Below are 23,837 nucleotides of genomic sequence, written 5' to 3' on the forward strand. Positions count from 1 at the left end.
AAGCAATTTATCAAAAAGCTCCTAAGATAGTGATAAAGTGGTCGTGGATTGAGAGCATTTAAGGTCCATTGAGACCATTTTTATTGTCGTGGGCGCGCGGTCACATCTTGGTCACAAAATTATAGGTGCTGTTGTTGCTATCCTTCTCAGGAAGAAGCCCAAACAATGGGGGATGAACTAATCAGGTTTTATGGAGTATGAAGGGCGTATCAAGCTCGATGGGATGAGCCCAGAAGCATTTGAGGTAGCTTCAAAATGAGGCTGTTTCATGTCTAGGATACTGGGAGCAGTCCAAGTTGAATAGCCACCGATTTTGTAGACGACTTTTAGTTAGATAGACGAAATTTGTCTAGGAGAGTGGTGGTAGTCCAAAGTATGTTGAATTAATCGGAGAAAAGCTCCGTATTGATGTCGAGATTCTTATAGAAAAACACATAGGTTTCAATGCCTAACATTAAAAAATGAGAGCTTAAGGCTCCCATTTTTGTGGATTAAGTTCGAGAGTTTGTGGTCGGCCAACACAGGCTAGATGCAGACAAAATTTAAACGCTGCAAGTGCTCTACCATCTTTTATTGAGTAAAGCTGTAGACGAACATAATCTTCCTGTGTCGTTGGATGCTTTTTTGTTTTTGATTTAGCAAGTTTTCGTAATAAAGGATGTTTCTTAGTATCTAGAAATTCTACTAAATCATCTTGTCCAAGCAAATGCCAAAATTGACGTGGAAACAAGTCTTTTATCATGGAATAAAATGATTCCAATTGATCGATTTTTCCCCATCGATAGTGAATACCTGTATGAGAAGCGGTGACACGACTTAAGAATATTTCAAGCACTGCTTTAATTTGATCTGGATTCTTTTTAAATGAATTTTGAATCTTCTCAAAAAAATGGATCATTGCTGTTTGTTCTTCTGCGGTGTCGATCATGGCAGGTTTGAGGGGAGCTGACTGATGATTTATGTTGTTAAGATCAAATAATCGGGGGTTGTTTTTTTGAGACTTAAGATTGCTTAATTCTTTGGCATTTTCATACCAATGGTTAACGAGTTCGATGGGTAAACTCATTTCTAGTGATACACGCTGTGGGTCACGATGAATCTCTAGTAAATTAAGACACTTGTAAAACAATGCAAATGAGACTTTAGATTCTTTTGTTCCAGCAAAGTATTTAAAATAGTCATGGGATTCAGAGTTAAATAAAGCAATCTCATTTAGAATATCTTCTGCATTGCTGTTTAACCAGCCAGTTTGATTGTTGAGTAAACGCTGACATAAATGATCAGCATGCTTTTCGAAATTAAATTGATCCGAATCTTTCGCTGTATTTAAAAATTTGAAAGAAGGTTGATATCCCATTATTTTCTTGGCTAACTGATTATTCATGTCTGGGTGATATTGCAGTATTTTGTATCCAGCCATCAGATAACTTAAATGGATATAACTTTTAAATGTTTCGGTAGGATCAATATGACCCAGTAAATGGGCAATAATAAACCAATGATGTTGACCATGTGAATTGCGGAGTATCTCTGCTCGAATAGATTGATATTCTTCTTCGGTGTAATCCGTCAGATTTTTTACAAGTGGAGTGTAATCAGAGTTGAGAAGAACTGATAGGTGATTTGCTGCAGTGTGTCGGAACGAGTGGAAAGAATAATCATGATAATTAAAAAGCTCATTCAGAATCATTTTAAAAGGCGTAGTCACCGTATGCCTATTAAGTTTTGTGTTCTCATTCCAATTGCGAAACAAGTATAAGTTTTTTTGTTTGAGTAGACGTTGCTCGACCACATAGCTGTGGAATAGTTGATATTCATCAGCTTTTAACAAACAATATACAGGTACTATACGTTCAGCACTATCTGTTTTGAGTTCATGTAGATTCCCTTGCTTTTTAGAACCATAAGGTTGAATCCAGACTGATAGATTGATCAAACCTTCTATATCGCGGACGCGTAATCCGAGAATTTCATTAATACGCATACCAGTTCGGTAAGCTAAAATATATATAATTTTTAATGTCTTATAATGATTTTCTTTGATATTGGTATTTGTGAATAGTGCATCCAACTTGTGCATGAAAGCCTTATAAGTTAAAGGGCCTATGATGCGGGCTCTAGGTCTGTTTTGAGTAGCGATGAATTCTAAGTCAAATGACTCTGTGTTGAAGACTTTTTGTTGGAATACATGGAAGCGTTTCAACATCCTGATCGTTTGGCCTTTTGATTTTTTGAAATCAGGTTGATTTGCTTCAGCTGCAAGTCGAGTATTCGTAATGATTTGTTCGTAGATTTTATTCAGAGTCGTATTCAGTTCATCTTCGGCATCGAGATATTGTAATGAATGAGTCAACCAAGGTTCAGCAATCCGGGTGTAGTAGGTGTAGATCGAGCTAGCAGCTAAACGTTGATTTTCCTGAAATGTCTTTTGAAATTGAATCACGCAAAATTTAAAAATTTCAGCGATAGGCTGGATTTTTTCCGGAGCAGGTTTATAAAGACTAATGAGCCATAAAACCATACGTTTGCTATATTCATTAAATTTTTCGGCATTTTCAATACAATATTCGATAATTAATAGATCAATACCTTTATCGGTTTGTACAGTACGAATAAGCTTTAAAAGATCTTTATGAATTTTGATGACATTGTCTAAGGCCTGTTGAGTATCATCAGAGTAGGACTGATTCAGGATAGAAGGCGATTTTTCTATATCGACATCATTAATAGGATCCTGCTGATATTTGAATTTTGGTTGAAGAAATCGTTCAAATTCAGTCTCTGATAATCCACATGTTGCAGTGTTTTCAAGCAGACATTGTGAGAGTGCCGGATCAATGGCAACGTTCGGGAGTTGCATCCAGTTAAAACTAGTATGGTCACGTAATAATACTTTAAAATTTTTGAAGAGAACTGATAATGGTAACTGAAGTTTATTAAAAATAAGCTCCAAGTAATCATCAATATTTTGATTTACGTTACGAATATTTCTGGTGTTGAAGTGGATTAACCATAAACGGGTAATTTGATCTGGAATAAAATTACGTGATTTTCGTATGGTTTTTTCATCAATAAATAGATCTCCATAAGATGGAGAGAGTGGTTCCAAAAATATGATGTTGATATCTTTGATATTTCTAATTTTTTCCGGATTTTTTAAATGCTCAAGTAAAGCTTCTAAAGACGCCCTTTGATTCAAGCCTGAGTAAAGCATGGCAGATACAAGAATATTCCCAATGATCTCATCATCAGAAAATGCCTGACTATCTTTCGCTAGAATCCAATAGTCCCAAAGCTTATCAATAATTTCATCAATCTGATGCCCCTTCTCGATCCAGTCCATTGTGAAAACCGGCTGATCACGCTGCATTTCAAATGTCAGACTAGGCAGGGGTAAAGGCTCAGAACGATTTAAATTGATTTTCTTAGTATAGGCCCGGAAAAATTCATGGGCGTATTTTTTCCAGTTTAGGCTTTGAGCTTTGCGCTTAATAAACTCATAAATTGCCGGGTAGAATGGTTCTAGATCCTCTTTTTTTTCAAATTCTTGTTCATGAAAATATTGGCTTAACTCATTTTCTACATCGGCTCGCAGCATTTTCTCCTGATCAAGACGATTTCTTTTTCGGCGTTCTTCAGCGTGAAACTTTTTATTTTGCTTATTGGATGAGGACATGGAGTTCAATACCAGTGATTTCAAAATGATCTTTCATCTGCCCAAGAATAGGAGCGATACTTAAATATTGAGAAAGGGCTAAGCTCGAATAGGGATGAGCAGCTTCTTGCTGTATTGGTTCATGACCGAATAATGCTAAAATTTCAGGTTCGCTAATTTTATTGGTGAGAAAAGCTCGGGTTGTATGTCGATGCCAGTTCTCATATTCCAGGCCTAACTCAGGATGAAAATTATTCACAATTGATGGACTCAAAGTTTGGCATTCTCCCTGCTTAAAAATATTTAAGAGTGGGAGTTTATTCTTCATAATCTCTTGAATACTGTCCTGAAACTCGGGATGAGTAGAGCAAATTTGACGTTTAAAATAATCTATAAACTGTATGAATTTTTTCACCTCCTGCACTACAAAATTACTTAGTGGAATTAAACGTCCATAACCTTGACGCCCACCAATTTCTTTATCAGAAACCATGCATATTTGTCTTTTCAAGTTAAAACTTTTTAAAAAACCTGGAAACTCAGCGACCGGTCGCGCAGCAGTAAACAGCAATAAAAAGTGCCACATCCAGATGTTATAGTGGTTAAAAACAGCAATTAAATCATTTTCCTTTTGCACAAAAATTTTAGCTTTGAGTAGGGCAAAGATTTTTTTAACCATATCCGGTGTGGGAGCTTTGCGGCTACCAAAGTTTTTTTCTGCAGCATGTTCGATGTTCTGGTAGTCATTGGATAATGACTCACATAGCTCTTTTAAAATCGAGACATACTCGGTCTGTAAAGTCTCAGTATTTTGATGACAATAAGAAATAGAAGAAGATTTATTGGCATCAATTCCGGTAAGTAGGTCAGCAAGCTGTTTATTTCCAGTTCGTTGCAGAATTGTTTGATGTAAAAGGGAACTAATTTTGATCAATGACAATTTGGGAATATGAAGTTCTATTCTTAGCTGTTTTAAAAACTGTCGAACATCGTCGTCATTGACAGGATCAGTATTTTGCAGGTCATGAATAAATTTATTAGGTATCGGGATGTCCAGATAGACAGTTTGGTTGAGTAAGGAACCTGGATAAGCAAAATCCTTATTCTCAAAAATTGAAAATTTACTTCTCAGAAAATATTGCCCTTTCTTCAGAATTACTCTCTGACGAGAATTTAAATTCTTAGCACGTTTATTTTGTAACTTTAACCATTCATCAATTTTATTACCCGTTAAAAAGGACAGCATCAGAATCAGAGCAGCCTTTTTTTTCTGAAATCTTTTTAATATTTCATTGGGATTCCCATCAATTTTTGCATGATAATTTTCGTACAGTTTATTAAGTACTGCACTAACACTTGTGGTATTTGGAAAAAGGCTGCTGAATGGCAGTAAATGCTCTTTTCGGTGAATATGTTTTGCAATTAAAGGTAGGACATAGCTTTGACTAGATTCTGAATACTTAGCTAGCGGTGTAACAACAGTCGGGTCTATGTGTATTTGACGCGTATCCTGGTCATCTAACTGTTTCTCTATATTAAGAGCTATAGACTTTTGACCGTTTTTAATCTCTGTAGTTTCTTCAATCAGCTGCTCTTCATCTAAAAAATTATATTGCAGTGTAGTGTCACTATTTGCTCTTGCAATTTTCGCTTTATTTTTTAAAACATAAGTAAAGGCGATACGAATAATTTGCAGCAGGTTTTGTACAAAATCTTCGGATTCCTCTTTATCGTTATCTTTATTAGTTAACTCATTAAGATATTGAACAAACTCTTCTAAAGAAAGGTTAGGGTTTTGAAGATGCTGTTTCCAAAGCAGCTTGTATTCGCGTGTGTTTTGATATTCTTTGTTGGTGTTTAGAACCCGATTCGCTATACGAAAGCGTTGAAATAAACGTTTTACAGTAGTGAAATGTTCGGTGTTGTTTTCTTTAAAAAGTTCCGGTTTTATGTCTGGAAGGGCTATCAGATAGGTTGCTGCTTTCAAGACCAGGATATTCCAGATTAAAGCATTTTCTTCTGACTTCGCTAATTGTGCAATTGAGTTCACATACCAAGTGACAGGATTTTCGTTAATTGTATGCTGTCGCGAAGGGGTTAGGGCGGCTGGTTTAGTCACAACATGTTTAGGTTGTAGCTTAAAATCTGTGAGATCGATCTTCAGGCCTTCAAGATATTGATCAGTTGGTTGTGAAGTAAGTAAGTCAGCAACATATTGAATATGTTCGGCACGGTTAAGTTGCTCATCCCCAAAGAGTTTTTCTAACGTCTTTTGTAATAATGTCTGTTGAGTTTCAGCCGTACTTTGATTTATTTGATTATATTCAGACATCATGATTTCCATAACTGATCAGGTGAGAGAACGAAGTCGGCGTTGTTTAAAAGCTGTTGAACAATTCCGCTGGTTTGTTCCAGTTGATTCAATACATTTCGTCTTTGCTGCTTGATAATATTATTGCGATGATTCAGTTGATTTCGTGTGCATGACAGCAGTTGGGCAAGCAGATCTAAGCTCATAGAACAGTGGGGCTTGAAAGAATTTTCTTTGTTTAAATCGAGCATTGCTTTGGGGGAAAGAGAACTATTAATCAGTGTTTGTAATCTTTCAGGATTCATTTTTTTCAAATCATGATGAAAAGAGGACAGAAATTTGAGGAATTCTGAACTTGTTTGTTGTTTTAACAGGTCAATTTTTTCAACATCTTGAGGGAAAGAATGTACCAGCAGCTTGATATTTTGAGGAATGGTATTTGACCAATATAGATACAGGTGAAAATTATTTGCCACTGTATAGCCGGTAATATTTGGATCTCTCCATACACGAAGTTCTGGGTGAGAGACAAATATAGATAAATCAGCTTTTATGGATTTGAGAACTTCTTGATAGCAAAAGTGAATTCCATAAAAATTAGGATGAACACTCAGATGAAGTTTATTTAAATTTTTGCAGCATACTTCTTTGGCTGCACCAAATTCTTGATTGAACTCAAAAGTTGTTCCCATATAAATGAGAGTCCTCAGAAATTATTAAAAAATAACCAAGTGAAAATTCTTATTTTGTGTGCGCTAAATTTTTTTCATTTTTAGGATCTCAAGTTTCTTGAAAGTAATTCAATACTACTTGTAAGAAGTAATTATTTCAAGTGTTTGATTTAATTGAAAATAATATATCAAAAAATGTTTCTTTTGTACATGTGGGATAATTGATCTCTATATCAAAAGGAGGGGAATGGTTATAAAACTCTAGATATACCTATGATCCTTGGCAGTATAGTGGATTGTTTTTTCCTCTAAATGCCCAAAAAAAAATTTTCAAAAGCTTTTTAGTTAGTCCTTTATTTGTAGAACTGTCTTTTATTCGATTGTAGTAAATTTAAATATAAGGGAGGTGATGTCTACTATTGTGGTTCGGAGAGTGGTGGTAGTCCATAGTGAACCGTACCGGGTTTGTCGGAGACTTTTTATTTAAGTAGGCCACTTGACCTAACGGTTTAATCTTATCATAGTACATTGCTTCAAAATCAAAAGGCGATACATAACCCAGTGCACTGTGTACACGCTTTTTATTGAACCAATCTACCCAGTTTAGTGTCGCAAGTTGTACATCTGCTAAACCTTGCCAATCTGCTTTTAAATATTCAATCACCTCTGTTTTGTATAAACCATTTACCGTTTCAGCCAAAGCATTATCATACGAATCACCAGTCGTGCCGACTGACGCTCGTAAATTTGCTGCTTCTAAACGATTGGTATAACGAATGGAAAGATATTGCACACCTCTGTCGGAATGATGAATTACATTCTTTGGCATACCTCGATCATGCAATGCTTGCTCCAGTGCATCAAGTACCATATCTGTATTCATCCGTGTTGATACTTTCCATCCAACAATTGCTCGCGAGAACACATCAATAATAAAGGCGGTGTAGACCCAGCCATAATTGGTTTGAATATACGTAAAGTCACTGACCCATAATTGGTCAGGTCGATCAGCACTAAAATTCCGTTTCACTAAATCATCTGCTCGTTTTTGATCATCTCGGCTGCGGGTGGTTTGTTTATTCTTCCCACGCCAAACACCTTGTATACCTAGCTTTTGCATCAATCGAGCAACTGTACAGCGCGCAATAATATAGCCTTCACGTTTCAATTGTTGCCAAACTTTACGTACACCATATCGACCTGAACTTTCCTTCCAAATTCGTTTAATTTGTTCAGCATGATGCTCATCATGTAAATCTCGTTTCGCTCGATGTTCTGGATTTACTGTGAGATCTAGTGTTCGATAATAGGTAGAAGCCGCGATTGGTAAAATCTTACAAATCGCCTCGACTCCGTACAGCTCTTTATTATTATGGATAAAATCCACCATTATTTGTGTGGGCGGTCGAGCTCCGCCTGGGCGAAAAAAGCGGCTGCTTTACGTAGAATTTCGTTAGCACGTTGCAGTTCTTTATTTTCGCGTTCCAGTTGTTTGATACGTTCTTGGTCTGAAAGCTGCTGTACTTTAACTGGATTTTGTTTATCTAAATATTTTTGATACCAAACACGTAGTGTTTCAGGAGTACAACCTATCTTAGGAGCAATTGCTGTGATTGCAGCCCAAGTAGAAGGATAATCTTTTTCGGATTCAATCAATAATTGAACCGCTCTTTCTCTGATTTCAGGGGTATATTTTGGTTTTGTCATTGGAACATTCTCTCAAGAAAGTTGGTCTCCGACAAACCCGGTACGGTTCATATTTTAAAATTTATAAGCTCTTAAGATGGAAATTAAACAACTGAAACAGGTAGAAGTCGTTACAGATGTTGTATGTGATGTATGCAACCAATCAACGAAACTGGAGTTTGGAACTTTATCGGCACATTGGGGCTATGGTTCTAAGCATGACGGGGAATGATATGAATTGCAGTTATGTGAAAAATGTTTCTTTTATGCCTTTGCAATATTGAAAAAAGAGCGAGCAGATGAGTTTATGTTTGAGGAAAATTTTGACCCTTCGACCCTAGAGGGGGTAGGCTTGAAGTGAACCTATCATCACGATAGGTTCTAAGAATCCAGAAAATACTGATTCATATCCACGCTAGCAGCTTCATTTTTAATGGCGAGTAAGTGATTCAGGAAAAATATTGTTCTTTGCTTCAAGGTCACTGAGTTCTGAAAAGGCTTGAATACCGCCTGCAGCTTTAATTCCATCTAAAGCAACAGATAGAGCTTCCTGATCTGACGGGAATGTTTCATCCCATACCGTAGAAGTACCATTTTGGTTTACCACTTCCAGTGTCCAGTCACTATCGGGTAATCGATAAATTAGAACTTCAATTTGCTCATTATCCTCTTTTAAAATTTGAGACAAGGGAGAATCGATTAAATCATTTTCATCATAATCCATAGTACTGTCATTATCAGACATCAGCGGCAGCCTTTATTGTATTTAACATCCGTCCATAGTAATGAATGAATTAAATTTTGCCTAGCAGTGGATATTATGGGGTACAAAGAATGGCTAAATTCAAAAAATAATTGCCCCGACAATAAAACAAAATAATCCAAAAATTACCCAAATCCAGACATTCGATTTGGGTTGCTCGGTATCTGATGTATAGAGCGGTCGTTGTTCCTGAGTAGGATTTTTTGGGTTACCAGCTCTGTTTTTATAGGGTTGGTGCTTGGAATAGGATAGGCCTGTGCCAGGAATACCAACGCTGGTTCGGGTGCCTTTTTTACCAATATTTAAAGAAGCACCGGGTTTGCCAATGCTTGCACTGCTGATGCCTTTATGCGTCAGATTGATTTTTAATCCAGGTAATATTTTAATACTCTTGCGAAATCTGAAGCTCATATTTTTTCCATTTACAAGAACCAGTTTGGTTTCTATCAGAGTTGTCCGGATAAAGTGAAATAAGAGTTTGATTCATTCATAGGACTGATCATTTGACTTAGCTAGTGAAATATCAGTATGTTCTTTAACATAAGATATTGGCTTTTAGACAATGAATCAAACATCAAATTATTACAATCAACATGCTCAAGCATTTTTTGAAAATACCTATCAGGTTGAGATGGAAAGTCTTTACGCACCATTTCTAAGATATTTGCCGGAACAGGCATTGATCCTGGATTTGGGCTGTGGCTCTGGGCGTGACACTCTGGCATTTAAGAAAAAAGGCTATCAAGTTGAGGCAATTGATTATTCTGCCGAGCTGGTTGAAAAGGCGAGAGAGCTGACAGGCATCGAGGTACGTCAGCAAAGTTTTTATGAGCTGAATGAAGTAGCTAAGTATGATGGGATTTGGGCCTGTGCTTCTCTTTTACACTGTGAAAGAGATCGCCTGACTGAAGTGCTGGCGCGCATATTTAAAGCATTAAAGCCAAATGGTGTGTGTTATATGTCTTTTAAATATGGCGATACAGACCGTGAGAAAGAAGGGCGCAGCTTTACTGACTTGAATGAGCAGCAAGCTTACGATTTACTCAAACAAATAGATCAGGCTTTACTGTTACAGCAATGGATTACTGTAGATAAACGTCCAGACCGTACGGAAGAGTGGATCAACGTAATATGGAAAAAGCAATCACATGCTTTTGATTATTACCCGCAGCGTTTATACAGTCGTGCCGAGTTAATGAAAGAGCCCTCTTTGATTCCTGCAGAACACGGGATTTATTTTTGGTGGTTCAAAACAAATCCACCGGGAATCCCAACAAAAAACTGTATAACGTATCAAGAATACACTTTGTTGTATGTTGGCATATCGCCTGACAAAAAGACTAAACCAAATAGTAAATCAAACTTGAGAATACGGCTTAAAACACACTTTACAGGTAACGCAGAAGGTTCAACACTAAGACGAACATTGGGCATACTTCTGGCTGAGATGAGTGGGTATCCGCTTAGAAGAGTAGGGTCAGGTAATCGCATGACTTTCACGCATTCAGGTGAGCAATGGCTGGATGCATGGCTTGAAGATAATGCGTATGTGTCCTGGATAATTTGTGAAGAACCTTGGAATGTTGAGGAAAAGGTTTTTGAACAAACGATACTGCCACTCAATTTGAAAGGTAATCAGCACGAGTTTAAAGAAACCCTTTCAGCTATGCGTAAAAAAGCCATTCAAAATGCGAAAATGATGGAAATCGCTACGGAAGCAGGATTACAAAGACAGGTGAAGCTTCAACATGTGGCAGGATGATCACTTTATAGAAAATAATAAACCTACACCCAACGAGCAGCTGAAATTCTTGAAGCATATTCAGCAGATATTGCAGTCAGGGACTTTTACTTCGACATATAAGTTTGCTTTGCTGATCAGCATTACACGACTTGCGATTGAACAGGGTCAAGATACCGGTGCTGCCTTGCATTTGGAATATCAGGATATTGCTGAAAAGTTTATTGACCTGTACTGGAAACAGTCACTGCCGTTTCAGTTTAACCAGTATGAGCCTTTTACTATTCATCAAAGCACTGGTAAGCAGGCAAAGATCATCAGTGAAATTCAGAATGCACAGCAACAATTCAAGACTTTGGCCGCGTTGAGAAAGGATGTACTTTACTGGAACAGGCTGAAGCGAACAGTGGCGACAACGGTAAAGCAAATGCCGGTGGTATATTTGCAGAATCTGAATGGTCAAACGGTAGAATTTCTCTATTGCCTTGAAGACTCCAAACAGTCCCTCAAGCTTTTACCCAAAGTGATGTATTGTTTGAGACAGTTTAGTGAAATTATTGAAGAGCTTTGCCAGAAGCGCTGGATTGATTTTGTCCGGCTGAATAAGCAGAACCTGGTTGTATTAGATGGGTTACCTGACCTAGATGAATTCATGTTTGCACCGAGTCGTAACCAACTAGGACAGGTCGCAGACTTTCTGATTGATTTGCAAGAATGCCAGTGTTTTTATTGCGGTAAAAGCCTAAAAAACTCCAAATATGCAGTGGATCATTTTATTCCATGGTCTTTATATCCTGCCGATACCGGACATAACTTTGTTCTGGCAGATGATAAATGTAACTCACAGAAAAGTAATTATTTGGCATCGGAACTATTTCTGCAAGAATGGCAGGAGCGGAACTATCTACATGATCAATCTATTACACGCGAGATTTCTCAACTTGGCTTCTTAACAGATCTGCAGCGTTCACATCGCGTTGCTGACTGGGCATATAAGCAGGCGATCGAAAATGAATACTTAGTTTGGTTGGGTGGTAAAGATAAACAGATATACCACAGTAATTTATAGCCTAACTTAAATAAAAAGTCTCCGACAAACCCGGTAGGATTCACTTTAATAAAGAAACGTACTTAAATTATTAAATCAATCGGTAGAAAGTGCGAAGCAAAATAGTAGGGTGAAAAGTATGGTAGATATTGTCGATGTTTCTACCCGAAGTCGTATGATGGCGGGTATCAAAGGGCGGAATACGAAACCTGAGATACTAATCCGTAAATTACTACATAAAAAAGGATTCCGCTTTCGTCTTCATGTAAAGAATCTACCAGGTAAACCAGATATTGTTCTGCCTAAATATAAGGCTGTGATTTTTGTAAATGGATGTTTTTGGCATGGTCATAAGGGGTGCCGTCTTTTTAAATTACCCGCTACCAGAACTGAATTCTGGCAGGAAAAAATAACACGCAACCAAGCTAATGACAGTAAATCAATAAATTTATTGTTAGAAAATAACTGGAGGGTAGGTGTTGTCTGGGAATGTAGTATTAGAGGTGCAACTAAAGATCCAGATAAAGTAATTAATCTTATTACTGAATGGTTACGTGGGGAGAGTTCTTTTATTGAAATTGTTTAAATTCGCTTTTAGGACTATTAACCATGCAACAATTCCGATGTTCAGTCATTCATGAGTGAACATCGGAATTTAATTTTTATAAATCGCTATAATGTTTTTTTAACAATGAGAAAACAATTTTACTGATCTGTCGAGCAAGAAATGGAGGTACAGCATTTCCGACCTGCGTATACTGATTAGTACGGTTTCCTTCAAATATATAGTTGTCAGGGAAGGTTTGTAATCTTGCCGCTTCCCTTACAGTGAGACTTCTACACTGCTTTGGATCATAATGAATGAAATAATGACCATCTTTTGAAATATGGCTTGTTATTGTAGTCGCTTCCTTATGAGCAAGCTGCACGCGAAAACGGTCATTATAAGACCCAGAATTCCAGTTCTGGTGTTGTGGAGCAAGCTTAGTCGGGAAATTTTCAGCTTTAGGTGAGAACCCTCTCTGTTCACCATATAATGCACAAAAACTGTATCTGAGCAGATCTGACTCCATATGTCCTCTTGTCTCATGATTGAGAACTAGATTCAGTTCAGGATCAAGAATCCATTTCTTCAAATGATCTGGCAACTGGTTTGATGATTTATATTTATGAACAGTTTCTTTTCTTTTTAAATCTTTATATGGTTGGAGATAAGTTTTATTAACATCAACACCAATATTATTTAATGCGCTTAATGTTTCGGCATTACTTGATACAACTTGCTGCCAGGAATAATAAGAATCATCTTTTTTTGATAACCCGCTTCGTAGTTTTGGTAAATCACCAATAACCTCTTTAACTGAAACTTTAGGATAAATATTTTTATCCAAGATATCAGGGGCCTGTTGAATATCCTTTCTTACGCCAAGCAGAATAACTCGGTGTCGAGCTTGAGGAATCCCGAACTCTTCGGATTTAATCAGGTAGTTCAGCTTGTCTGGAGTAGAGCTATCTGCATCATCAGCTTTTTCCACAAGAGAATATATTCGATATGAAGGGCAATCTTCTGATCCCGTAATCTTTGAAGGATTTTGCAGGTCATTAAGAATTTGAGGAAATATGAGTTGATTCTCAACTTTGGCAGTAAGAATCCCTCTCACATTTTCCATAACAAACACATCAGGTTTTGCTATCGATAAAACCTTTAAATATTCTTTATAAAGGAAGTGGCGGTGATCTTCTTCAGGAACATATTTTTTATTGCCGGCATTTCTAGAACGTCCAGCTAAACTATAGGCTTGGCAAGGGGGACCTCCGATTAAAATTTTAGGTCCGTAATGATTTTTTGTTAGCTCTTTTACTTTAGCATGAATGTGGTCATTATCTTTACCTAATTCAGAAGGACCTTTCAAGGTTTCCTGAAAAGCTGATTCATAAATTTCTTTATATGATTCAAAAAGTTCAGCTCTGGTAAGGTTGCCATTTAAATATTGATAGTAACCATCTAGACAGCCCTTTTGTTTTGCAAGTCTGTAAAATGCTCTTGTAGTTAGTGTCATATGAGCATGTGGATCTTTTTCAACAGACATGCCTATTTTAAAAGGATGCTTATTATTATCTATGTAAGAGGCGAATCCTTCGCCGAGTCCACCTGGCCCAGAGAATAGATCAATTACTAAAATATCATTATCTTTCATAGTAGCCTGATAACTTAAAAAACACATGCATAATACCAGGTCCTGTCAATCGCACAAGACTTAAAAAACTTTAATCAGTAAACGCCTAGAAATATGAATTTTAAAATATCTTTAGGTTAGAAGGTAAATTTTAAAGTTAACTATTTAGCAGATTTATTGTGGATGAGGTCCTACAGGGTTTATTAAAAGATGGTTATTAAAGAAGATTTAAAAATATTAATTGAATAAAAATATGAAATGTATGTTTTAAAATTAAATTATTGGTATATTTGAATAAATAGTAAACTTTTCAAATTTTATAATAGAAATGAGTGATACCAGATTACTTCAGCCAAGCGCAGCTTCAATTTTGCAATCTATGCGCGATATAGGGTACACACTCGATACAGCAGTCGCAGATATTATTGATAATAGTATTGCAGCTTCAGCAGATAAGATCGAATTAATCTTTTTGGAAAATCCCACCCCACATTTTTTGATAATTGATAATGGGGTCGGGATGTATGATGAAGAATTATATGATGCTCTCAGGTTCGCTACAAAAAGTCCTGTTGCTGCAAGAGCAGATGAGGATTTGGGGAGATTTGGCTTAGGACTTAAGACCGCTTCTTTTTCTCAATCACGTCGATTAACAGTAATCTCTTCAAAGAATAGCAAAATTTCTGCTGCCAGATGGGACTTGGATTACGTTGTTGAAAAGGATCAATGGTTATTAGAGATTTTGGATCCAAAGGATATCCGTTTGGATAAGGAATATCTGGAAAAAATCAAAGTACATGGAACTATTGTCATGTGGGAGAACCTTGATAGGGTTTTATCAGGTGACAAAGATACTTTTTCCCCACGCCAAGTTGCGGGGGTGCTTGGTAAATTAAGAGAACATCTTGAGTTGGTATTTCATAAATTTCTTGAAGGAAAAGTATTTGGGAAAAAAATATCCATATTGTTAAATAACATAGAACTTCAACCTTTTGATCCTTTTTGTTTACAAAACAGTTTTACTCAAAACCAAGCCCAAGAAAAAATAGTTATTAACGACTCTATTGTTACTATTCAGGCTTTTATCCTTCCTCATTTTTCTAAAATGGATAGAAGTGATTATGAAAATTTCAAAAAGAGAAGTGATTTTTTAAATAATCAGGGTGCTTATGTTTATCGAAATCATCGCCTTATGGTATGGGGTGACTGGTTTCGTTTAATTCCAAAATCAGAAGCAACCAAATATGCACGTGTTCAGATTAACTTTGATAAGAAGATTGATGATCTGTGGGCTATTGATATTAAAAAATCCAAAGCTACACCACCACTCGCAGTTTTAGAGAGGCTGAAACAGGTTATTGGTAGAATATCGGAAGCTAGCGTACGTTTATCATCCCGAAGGGTTAATAAAGCTTTAGAAACCAATGAAGTGCCTTGGAACAGGTTTTCGGGGGAATATATAAATTACAGAATTAACAGAAACTTTCCAGTTTATCAGAAGTTTAAAAATTCACTTTCAGAAGAACAGAGAAATAATTTTAATACTTTACTAGAAATTCTGGAAAGTAGTTTACCAGTTCAAAGCATTTATGCAGATATGACTTCTAATCCTAAGCAGATCTCGTTACATGAGAATTATGATCTGGAGGAGATGCAAGAAAAATTTATTGCTTTTGCAGATTTCATGGAAGCTAAACAAATGCAAAAGCATAGTTTCAAACAGGCTGCTTTAGCATGTGGTTTATTTGAAAAATACAGTAATAATTTAGAAGAGTGGTTGGAAGCATATTATGCTTAATTCAGAACAATATGATGTAGCACAATTTTCGATAGCTAAATGTACCAAAAAAAATGAGGAGTCTTATGAAATTCCTTATATTGAGGAGATTGTAAGAAAAACAGCTGATTTCTTGGATTATGAAGGTAATGTAGAGGGTATAGTTCGATATGTAGAATCTAAAGTAAATTGTCGAATGGATTTAGGGACATCAGTCGTTAGTGAAGAGGCTGAACATGATAAGGATTGGGTTAAGCGTATCGAAAGTAGTGAAAAAATTTACGCTACTGCATATGAAAATTATTTACGTGGGAAGGGTATGCCTCCAGGAGTAGTAAATTCGATCTCACGAGTTAACGACTCTATTTTGAGCCTTTTAAGTGATCCTAAAAAGAAAGACAAATCTTTTCAGAGAAGAGGCTTGGTAATTGGTGATGTACAATCAGGAAAGACAAGCAACTATCTGTCATTAATCACAAAAGCTGCCGATGCAGGATATAAATTCATTATTGTTATTGCAGGCATCCATAACAATCTCAGATCACAGACTCAGCAACGTATTGATGAGGGCTTCATAGGACGTATTAGTGCCAAAGACAGTAAAAAAACTCCAATTGGTGTTGGTGCAGAATTTGATGGACAATTCCCACATCCAGTTTCGTTTACTACGGTTGAGCAGGACTTTAATAAAACACTTGCGACTAGTATAGCTACAGAAATTGGAGGCTTTAATAAACCTGTTATTCTGGTAATCAAGAAAAATGTAACAACCTTAAAAAATTTGTATGAATGGCTTGTAAACTTTAATATGAACGGGTTAAAAGCCAATGGTGTAATTAATAATGTGCCTTTATTAATGATTGATGATGAGGCTGATAACGCATCAATTAATACGAATATTCCGGATTTGGATCCTACTAAGACAAATAATTATCTAAGAACAATTCTAAAGTCTTTTAATCAGGCATGTTATGTTGGATATACCGCGACACCATTTGCAAATATTTTTATTGATCCTGACTCTTACGGGGAATGCGCTGAAGATCTTTTTCCAAAAGACTTTATCTATAATCTAGATGCTCCAACAAATTATTTTGGTGCCAGAAAAATATTTCTTGAACCTGATTACCGATATGTACATGTAATATTAGATCCACAGGAAATAGGTAAGTATATCCCATTAAAACATAAAAAAACTTTTGTGTTAAAAGACTTACCTGGGTCACTTAAAGAAGCTATAGCCTCTTTTTTGATAAGTAAATGTATCCGAAATATCCGACATGACGCTTATGAACATTGTTCAATGCTTATTAACGTTTCTACATTTGTAAATGTGCAAAACCAGATTAAAGATAAGGTGTTGGATTATATTGACGAGGTAAGTAATGAAATTCTTGCTTATTCCGCAATGCCTACAGCTTTAGAGCATGAAAATATAGCTTTACTTCATAGAGTATTTAATAAGCACTATGCAGAATCACAAGACTTGGATGAAAAGCTTATACCTTGGGAACAGATTGTTGAACAACTTGGATCAATTTTTGATGGTTCTGAAAAAGAATATGTTTTTAAAACCTGCGTTGTAAATAGTAACTCACAAGATAATTTGGATTATTCAAGTTATGGAAAGCGTGGACTGATGGTCATCGCGATTGGGGGATTCAGTTTATCACGCGGATTAACTATTGAAGGATTAACTGTAAGCTATTTCTACCGTAGTACCCAAATGTATGACACTTTACTTCAAATGGGGCGTTGGTTCGGTTATCGCCCTCAGTATGAAGATTTATGTCGTATTTATATGACAGATGAAGCTTTCTCTTGGTATGAACATATTACGCAGGCGGCAGATGATGTTCGTCGACAAATTGCTGAAATGAATCAGCTCAAGAAAACTCCAAGAGATTTTGGTTTGTATGTTCGGGCGAGCGATGTAGGATTGATGATTACAGCTCGAAATAAAATGTATAGTGCTGAAAGCGGTTATTTAAGACGAAGTTTTAGCGGTGAACAAAAAGAACAAACTAGTTTTGGTAATCAAATAGATATTCATTGTCAAAACTATAAGAAACTAGAAGGTTTTTGGAAAAAATTGAAGGGTGAATATAACCCAGAGAGTTATCGTACAGGAAGTTTTTTCTCAAATGTAGATACCCCGCATGTTATTGATTTTCTAAGTCAATATGGGTTCGGGGTAAGTAATAAAGTCTCAGATAATCAAGAGATTATGGAGGCATGTGTACGTTATCTGGCTGAGATTCAGTTTAAGTATCCTCAAATGGATGTTGTTTTTAGAACCAAGGAGCTTAATGGGGAAAAGTTGATCGAGTTCCAAGATATGGAGCCGATAGAACGAAAGGTTTATAAAGGTGATTGTGATAATTTTGTCTTAAACAAAAGCCGTTTAGGTTCGGTTGCAGATCTGAAAATAGGACTCTCAAAAGAAAAAATAGGTGAAGCGACTAAGCCTAAAGATTTGATAGACAAACGTAAGAAACCACTTTTAATCTGCTACTTAGTAGACATGGTAGAACATGATTTTATAAACGATGATAAATCTATAGGTAAAGTAATCGACTTTACTCAAGAAAATATTAAAGGTGTACCAGGCTTAAGCTTAAGTTTCCCATCAGGAGATTCTGATAAGCAGGTTCAAATTTATGGGAATAGGGTTTATTCAGAAAGCTCATTCTTTGCTGCAGATACAGAGTTTGAGGTGGCCTAATGAACAGAAATTTTGAATGGGATGAATTAACTGTATCTGCAGAAAATTCATTTACAACACGTCGTATAGCAGAAGATTTATGTGTTGATCTCTATATTGCCAGAGATCATGAAGGTGCTTTTTGTGTGCTTATCCAGCATTCAGAAGATTTACGTAAGCTATTTTTGAAACATAGAGTAGATTTAAGAGCTATTCATCTAGACTACAGGCATTTAGAAACAGGAAAAAGTACATTCATTTTGTTACTGAAGCTCAATAATGATCAACTATTGGATTACTTTGATCAGTTTATCTGGTTTGTACTGCAAGGACTAAAGCACTGTAAAAAGGAGAAGGATTTTGTAGGAGGGATTTTAGCCAAACTCAAAATCTGGAAAAATTTTTTATCTTCAAGCAGAGAAGGAAAATTAACTGAAGAGCAGATACGTGGTCTGCTGGCGGAAATGTATTTACTTGACCAGTTACTCGACCAGTTCCCTCATGATTATGAAAAAATCCTTCATGGATGGTATGGTCCACAACGGCTTCAACATGATTTCCTATATAAGGATCTGGCAATTGAGGTCAAGTCAGTAAGTAGTACTGATAAAAGATATATTCGTATCTCATCCCTAAGCCAGCTCGACAGTACAGTCTCACGCTTACTTTTAAGTGTATATGCAGTAATTAGATCTCCAGAGAATATTAAGGAAAAATTCAATTTAAATACTTTATCTCAAAGAATCATAGCGAAACTTTGTTTTCATGAGCGCGATATATTTGAGCGTAAGTTAATAGAATGTAACTATATTCCTGATAGTTTTTATGATGATTATAATTATATTATCCGCCCAATTAATAACTATGAGGTCAAGGGGGACTTTCCACGGTTGCATTCTGGCTTAATTCCATTAGGCATACTTAATGTCACTTATGATTTAGATCTAAATATAATTGATAGTTATAAAAGCGAAAGTTTTTTCTCAGATGTGGGTAATGCATTATGAGTTTATCTAAAGATTTTTTTAATACATTAAAAAAGGATGTCGCTGTATCAGCAGCAGCATTTAATATTTACAGTATTGAAGCCTTTATTAGTGAATATATACATGAGCTAATAGAAATCGGAGATTTACCAGATTTCCAGTTATGTGAAAATACGAATCATGTAGGTTCTAAAGGAGCGTACATACACGGGTTCAATATTGATACTAATGATAATACCGAAGCAGTAACATTAAATCTTATTGTAACCGATTATGATCAACGCTTATATTTAGAAACGTTGACTCAGACTGAAGCTAGTTTATGGTTTAAACGTTTGCTTAAGTTTTTTAAAGAATCATATAGTAATGAGTTCTATGACAAACTGGATCCATCAACAGAGGTATATAGGCTTTCTGAATATATTGATGTTTATAAAGATAGTATAGAGGAAGTTAATCTTTTCTTTTTAAGTGAACGCCAAATTTCGTCATCTTTTAAAGAGATAAAAAGAGAAGATTTTGAAGGCATTAATATCAAATACCATCTATGGGATATTAGTCGACTAGAGAAATTAAGAGCTTCAAACTTAAGTCGTGAGGCTTTAGAAATTGATTTTGTTAAAAATTATCAATCACCATTAGATTGTCTACATGCTCATTTAGGTGATACAGCTTTACCTTCTTATCTAGTTATTTGTCCAGGTGATATTCTTGCTGATCTATATAATGATTATGGAGCAAGATTGCTAGAGCAAAATGTACGCAGTTTTTTACAAGCAAAAGGAGGAGTGAATAAAGGAATCAGAAATACTATTTTACATGAACCAGAATATTTCTTTTCTTATAATAATGGTATTACTGCTACAGCATCTGATATAGAAATTATTTATAAGGAAGGACGAAGCTGTATTTCACGAATAGTTGACTTACAGATAGTAAATGGTGGACAAACTACTGCTTCTTTAGCAAAAGCAAAAATAAAGGATAAGGCAGACCTTTCCAAGATATTTGTCCAGATGAAACTAACTATAGTTTCTGACAGTCAAAGTGAGAAAATAATTCCTAAAATTTCTGAATATGCCAATACTCAAAATAAAGTGAATGTCTCAGATCTTTCTGCTAATCATCCTTATCATATCAAGATTGAAGAATTATCAAGAAAGTTATGGGCACCACCAACAAAAACGGTCGTGAGGGATTCAGGATGGTTTTATGAGCGTTCACGTGGACAATATAATGAAATGTTGGCAAGTGGAAACCGTAATTTATTAAAAATAAAGTATCCCAAAACCCAGCTTTTTACTAAAACAGATTTAGCGAAATATATGATGATATGGGATAACCCTGAGCCTAAATGGGTAAATATGGGTGCGCAAAAAAACTTTTCAAAATTCTCAGAATATATTTCTAAGAACTGGAAAAAAATGGAGGCAGAAGGGAAGGTAAACGACTATTACTTTAAAAAAATTGTAGCGCGAGCTATTATTTTTAGACAAACAGAAAAACTGGTGTCGGCCCAAGAATGGTATACAAATGGCTATAGAGCCAATATCGTTATATATACCCTTGCTTATCTATCTAATTTTTTAAAGAAAAATAGTAAAAAAATTGATTATTTAAAATTATGGAAAGAGCAATGCCTCTCAGTTAATTTTGAAAATGTTCTAGTTGAACTCACTAGGGAGATAAATAATATTCTTATCAGTCCAAACCAGGCACGTTCAACAAATAATATTTCTGAATGGGCCAAGAAAGATGCTTGTTGGGGTACTATTATAGTCCAGTCAGAAAAACTGGATACATTTATTACCTCAGAGTTTATCAAAGAGTTAATTGATAAAGACAAGGCTGAATTAATCGTTGATGAAGCAAATCATAAACAGAAAATTGAAGATGCTATATCTATTCAGAATAAAATCAATTCTATAGATAAATATTTCTGGAGAGAGTTTCTACAGTATCTAGAAAAAGAACATCAAGTTGGATTTAAGGAAAAAGGTATTCTAAAAGCGGCAGGATTAAAGATTAAGGATTTATCCTCAAAGCAATGTTTTGTATTGGATAGATTACTTGAACAACACGGGGATGAGTTTGAAAAATTTCAGTCGCATGAAAAAGTGTCATTGCATGATTGTTAAATTAAAAAGCCTCATATTATTGAGGCTCTCTTTTGAACGTTACTATCACTTGTACTAGCTCATTTTCAGTTATCATCATAAGAGTAAATCAGATTTTGGAGTTCCTCTTCAGGAGTTGAACAGAATTCTCTGATCCTCTCGGCTACAGTCTTTGCGTCGGTAAATTCTTCATCAGCATAATTGTTGTAGTCAAAGAGTACTTCAGCCATACGAGGGAAAAGATTTAAGCCTTCTTGGATAGCTTCATAAGAATCAATCTTGGGATTACCCTTCCAGCGAATCATACTCATGCTATGCGGTTGGCTTAATGGAGAGCTTAAATGCTTGGCTTCTACTTCTAACTGATCAATATAAAACCCTGCTTCTTTCCAGCTCGGTAGTATTGCTGCCCATCCTATTGCACAAGCTACTGTATTGCAGTCGTTTTGTAGCTGTTCATCACTTACAAAGCCCACTGATCTTTTATTAGGGTAAGCGTCCGCTGAATCCCATGCCTATTTTTTAATTTTGGTCGGATTTCCAGCGGTGTGGCAGTAATTCTTCTATTTGGGTCACTTTATGCGTCGGCAGCCTTTTCAGCACATCACTTAAATAGGCATACGGATCCAGTCCATTCAGCTTTGCTGACTGGATTAAAGTCATGATATTCGCCGCTCGTTGGCCGCTGCGCAGCGAGCCAGCAAACAGCCAGTTCTTGCGCCCCAACGCCCAGGGACGCATCTGATTCTCGACCCAATTATTGCAAATAGGTAGATTGCCATCATCCAGATAGCGGCTTAAAGCTGGCCAACGCTTCAGAGTGTAATTGATGGCCTTGGCAGTGGGAGAACTCGATGGCACTGTCAGATGATGTTGGTTGAGCCATTCATATAGTTGTTGCATCACTGGTTGACTATGCTGTTGTCGGTATTCGCGGCGGTCTTCCGCTGTACCATCGGTCTTTTTCCTGAGTTCTGCTTCTATCGCATACAGTTTCTGAATCAGCACCAATGCCTGTTCAGCGACCTGACTTTTCCCGGTTACATGCAGTTCATGGAATTTACGACGTGCATGGGCCATGCAGCCCACCTCTATGACCTGGCCTGATTTAAAGCGTGCTTTATAACCACTGTAATCATCACAGACTAGATAGCCCTGCCAGCCTTTCAAGAACTCTGCAGCATGCTGGCCTGAACGACTATCCTGAAAGTCATAGATCACCGCCTGAACTGGATTGTACTGTGTAGTGGCATAGGCCCAGACATAACCTTTCTTCGGTTTTTTATCATTCTCACCCATCCGCATGATGGTGACCGGTGTTTCATCTGCATGCAGCACCTGCTGTTGTCGTACCACCTCTTTTAAGGCATTGGCCAGAGGTTCCAGTTCTACACCGCAGCGACCAATCCAGTCAGATAAAGTGGATCTGGACAGATCAATGCCAGCCCGCTGATAGATCAGGCGCTGACGGTACAGCGGCAAATGATCGGCATATTTCGATACCAAAACATGGCTGAGCAGTTCAGGTGAAGCAATGCCTTTATCAATCACATAGGCGGGCATCGCTTGCTGAGTCAGGGTGTCACACTGATCACAGACCCATTTACCACGCACATGCTGTTCCTTATAGAACTGTGCCGGTCTGAAATGCAGTTTTTCACTGACATCTTCGCCGATACGACGGAGTTGGCAGCCACAACTGCATTGGGTTGATGCAGGTTCATGCTCAATACGGATGGTGTGTAGATGATCTGGCAGTGGTCGACGTTTAGGTTTATTGGTTTTGGCTTTCTGTGTCGCTGCATCGGTTTTATCTGCATTTAGCCGTTCCAGTTCTAGATCAACCGCGGCAATATCTTCTTCAACCGCTTCGTCCCACAGGTGGATTTGTTTGGTCGTTAAGTGTTCATTCTTCTGGGCGAACTTATGCCGTTTAAACAGCGCCAGTTCATGCTCGTATTTTTGAGTGAGAATAGAAAGATGTTGAACTTTGGCATCCAATTGCTGGTTTGATTTTTCTAATTCTTGATTTGATTGTGCCAGAGACTGATGCTGCATCGCCAACTGCCTGGTGAATTCCAGCAGTTGTTCATGGGTCAGTTGGCTTAAGTCAGGCAGCGTATTCATGACCGCAGTATGCCTGAGGTCATGAGAAGAATGAAATAGAACGTTTGGAGAATAGCAGAATGGAACAGCCTGGT

At 36.7% G+C, this 23,837-nt stretch carries 14 protein-coding genes, 4 pseudogenes and 1 other annotated feature; of the genes and pseudogenes, 9 read left to right on the forward strand and 9 right to left on the reverse strand.

Annotated elements, in window-relative coordinates:
- Positions 1-469: 469 nt before the first annotated feature.
- The 4 genes and pseudogenes from FTT87_RS03345 to FTT87_RS03360 all read right to left on the reverse strand — a co-directional run.
- Positions 470-3,676 carry a tyrosine-type recombinase/integrase gene (locus tag FTT87_RS03345; RefSeq protein WP_180174371.1) on the reverse strand — a complete coding sequence of 1,069 codons (3,207 nt, stop codon included), beginning with the start codon at positions 3,674-3,676 and terminating at the stop codon, positions 470-472.
- Positions 3,660-5,987 (reverse strand): hypothetical protein, encoded by a 2,328-nt coding sequence (locus FTT87_RS03350; protein WP_180174372.1) that lies wholly within the window; start codon positions 5,985-5,987, stop codon positions 3,660-3,662. Before FTT87_RS03350 ends, FTT87_RS03345 begins: the two co-directional genes overlap by 17 nt.
- Positions 5,987-6,658 carry a hypothetical protein gene (locus tag FTT87_RS03355; protein WP_180174373.1) on the reverse strand — a complete coding sequence of 224 codons (672 nt, stop codon included), beginning with the start codon at positions 6,656-6,658 and terminating at the stop codon, positions 5,987-5,989. The genes FTT87_RS03350 and FTT87_RS03355 overlap by 1 nt, the downstream gene beginning before the upstream one ends.
- 469 nt (positions 6,659-7,127) lie before the next feature.
- Positions 7,128-8,344: pseudogene (locus tag FTT87_RS03360) on the reverse strand (IS3 family transposase); the annotation flags it as partial.
- Positions 7,953-8,069: a sequence feature (AL1L pseudoknot), on the reverse strand. It overlaps the preceding pseudogene by 117 nt.
- Positions 8,345-8,420: 76 nt before the next feature.
- Here FTT87_RS03360 and FTT87_RS16155 point away from each other — a divergent pair.
- Positions 8,421-8,684 (forward strand): annotated as a pseudogene (locus FTT87_RS16155) (hypothetical protein).
- A gap of 69 nt (positions 8,685-8,753) precedes the next feature.
- Here the strand turns inward: FTT87_RS16155 and FTT87_RS03365 are convergent.
- Positions 8,754-9,068, reverse strand: a complete 315-nt coding sequence (locus FTT87_RS03365) for a hypothetical protein (RefSeq protein WP_016658948.1) — start codon at positions 9,066-9,068, stop codon at positions 8,754-8,756.
- A gap of 99 nt (positions 9,069-9,167) precedes the next feature.
- The gene (locus FTT87_RS03370) at positions 9,168-9,497 is read right to left on the reverse strand and encodes a DUF4236 domain-containing protein (RefSeq protein ID WP_180174374.1); all 330 of its coding nucleotides are present in this window, start codon (positions 9,495-9,497) and stop codon (positions 9,168-9,170) included.
- A gap of 151 nt (positions 9,498-9,648) precedes the next feature.
- On the opposite strand from FTT87_RS03370, the pseudogene FTT87_RS16160 reads away from it, so the two are divergent.
- From FTT87_RS16160 to FTT87_RS03385, 4 genes and pseudogenes are all read left to right on the forward strand, one after another.
- A pseudogene (locus FTT87_RS16160) lies at positions 9,649-10,227 on the forward strand (class I SAM-dependent methyltransferase); the annotation flags it as partial.
- A gap of 99 nt (positions 10,228-10,326) precedes the next feature.
- A pseudogene (locus tag FTT87_RS16210) lies at positions 10,327-10,848 on the forward strand (GIY-YIG nuclease family protein); the annotation flags it as partial.
- Entirely contained in the window at positions 10,835-11,896 is a 1,062-nt protein-coding gene (locus tag FTT87_RS03380) for an HNH endonuclease (protein ID WP_180086279.1), read from the forward strand. The pseudogene FTT87_RS16210 and the gene FTT87_RS03380, both read left to right, overlap by 14 nt.
- A gap of 118 nt (positions 11,897-12,014) precedes the next feature.
- Positions 12,015-12,461, forward strand: coding sequence for a very short patch repair endonuclease (locus tag FTT87_RS03385; protein ID WP_180174376.1), 447 nt, complete (start codon positions 12,015-12,017; stop codon positions 12,459-12,461).
- A gap of 76 nt (positions 12,462-12,537) precedes the next feature.
- On the opposite strand, the gene FTT87_RS03390 is transcribed toward FTT87_RS03385, so the two are convergent.
- On the reverse strand, positions 12,538-14,073 hold the full coding sequence (locus FTT87_RS03390) for a DNA cytosine methyltransferase (RefSeq protein WP_180174377.1): 1,536 nt from the start codon (positions 14,071-14,073) through the stop codon (positions 12,538-12,540).
- A gap of 307 nt (positions 14,074-14,380) precedes the next feature.
- Here FTT87_RS03390 and FTT87_RS03395 point away from each other — a divergent pair, with 307 nt between their 5' ends.
- Genes FTT87_RS03395 through FTT87_RS03410 form a run of 4 tightly spaced genes read left to right on the forward strand, consistent with a single transcriptional unit; the run spans position 14,381 to position 21,657 of the window.
- Complete coding sequence (locus FTT87_RS03395) at positions 14,381-15,850, forward strand: ATP-binding protein (protein WP_174659122.1); 1,470 nt, start codon at positions 14,381-14,383, stop codon at positions 15,848-15,850.
- Positions 15,843-18,554 (forward strand): Z1 domain-containing protein, encoded by a 2,712-nt coding sequence (locus FTT87_RS03400; protein ID WP_180174378.1) that lies wholly within the window; start codon positions 15,843-15,845, stop codon positions 18,552-18,554. Before FTT87_RS03395 ends, FTT87_RS03400 begins: the two co-directional genes overlap by 8 nt.
- Complete coding sequence (locus tag FTT87_RS03405; protein ID WP_180174379.1) at positions 18,554-19,540, forward strand: PD-(D/E)XK motif protein; 987 nt, start codon at positions 18,554-18,556, stop codon at positions 19,538-19,540. The genes FTT87_RS03400 and FTT87_RS03405 overlap by 1 nt, the downstream gene beginning before the upstream one ends.
- Entirely contained in the window at positions 19,537-21,657 is a 2,121-nt protein-coding gene (locus FTT87_RS03410; RefSeq protein WP_180174380.1) for an AIPR family protein, read from the forward strand. Before FTT87_RS03405 ends, FTT87_RS03410 begins: the two co-directional genes overlap by 4 nt.
- Positions 21,658-21,722: 65 nt before the next feature.
- On the opposite strand, the gene FTT87_RS03415 is transcribed toward FTT87_RS03410, so the two are convergent.
- Positions 21,723-22,112 carry a hypothetical protein gene (locus FTT87_RS03415; protein WP_180174381.1) on the reverse strand — a complete coding sequence of 130 codons (390 nt, stop codon included), beginning with the start codon at positions 22,110-22,112 and terminating at the stop codon, positions 21,723-21,725.
- A 46-nt stretch (positions 22,113-22,158) separates the two neighbouring features.
- Positions 22,159-23,763 carry an IS66 family transposase gene (locus tag FTT87_RS03420; RefSeq protein ID WP_180174382.1) on the reverse strand — a complete coding sequence of 535 codons (1,605 nt, stop codon included), beginning with the start codon at positions 23,761-23,763 and terminating at the stop codon, positions 22,159-22,161.
- Positions 23,764-23,837: the final 74 nt, after the last annotated feature.

Source organism: Acinetobacter sp. YH01022, assembly GCF_013420235.1.
Classification (GTDB): Bacteria; Pseudomonadota; Gammaproteobacteria; order Pseudomonadales; family Moraxellaceae; genus Acinetobacter.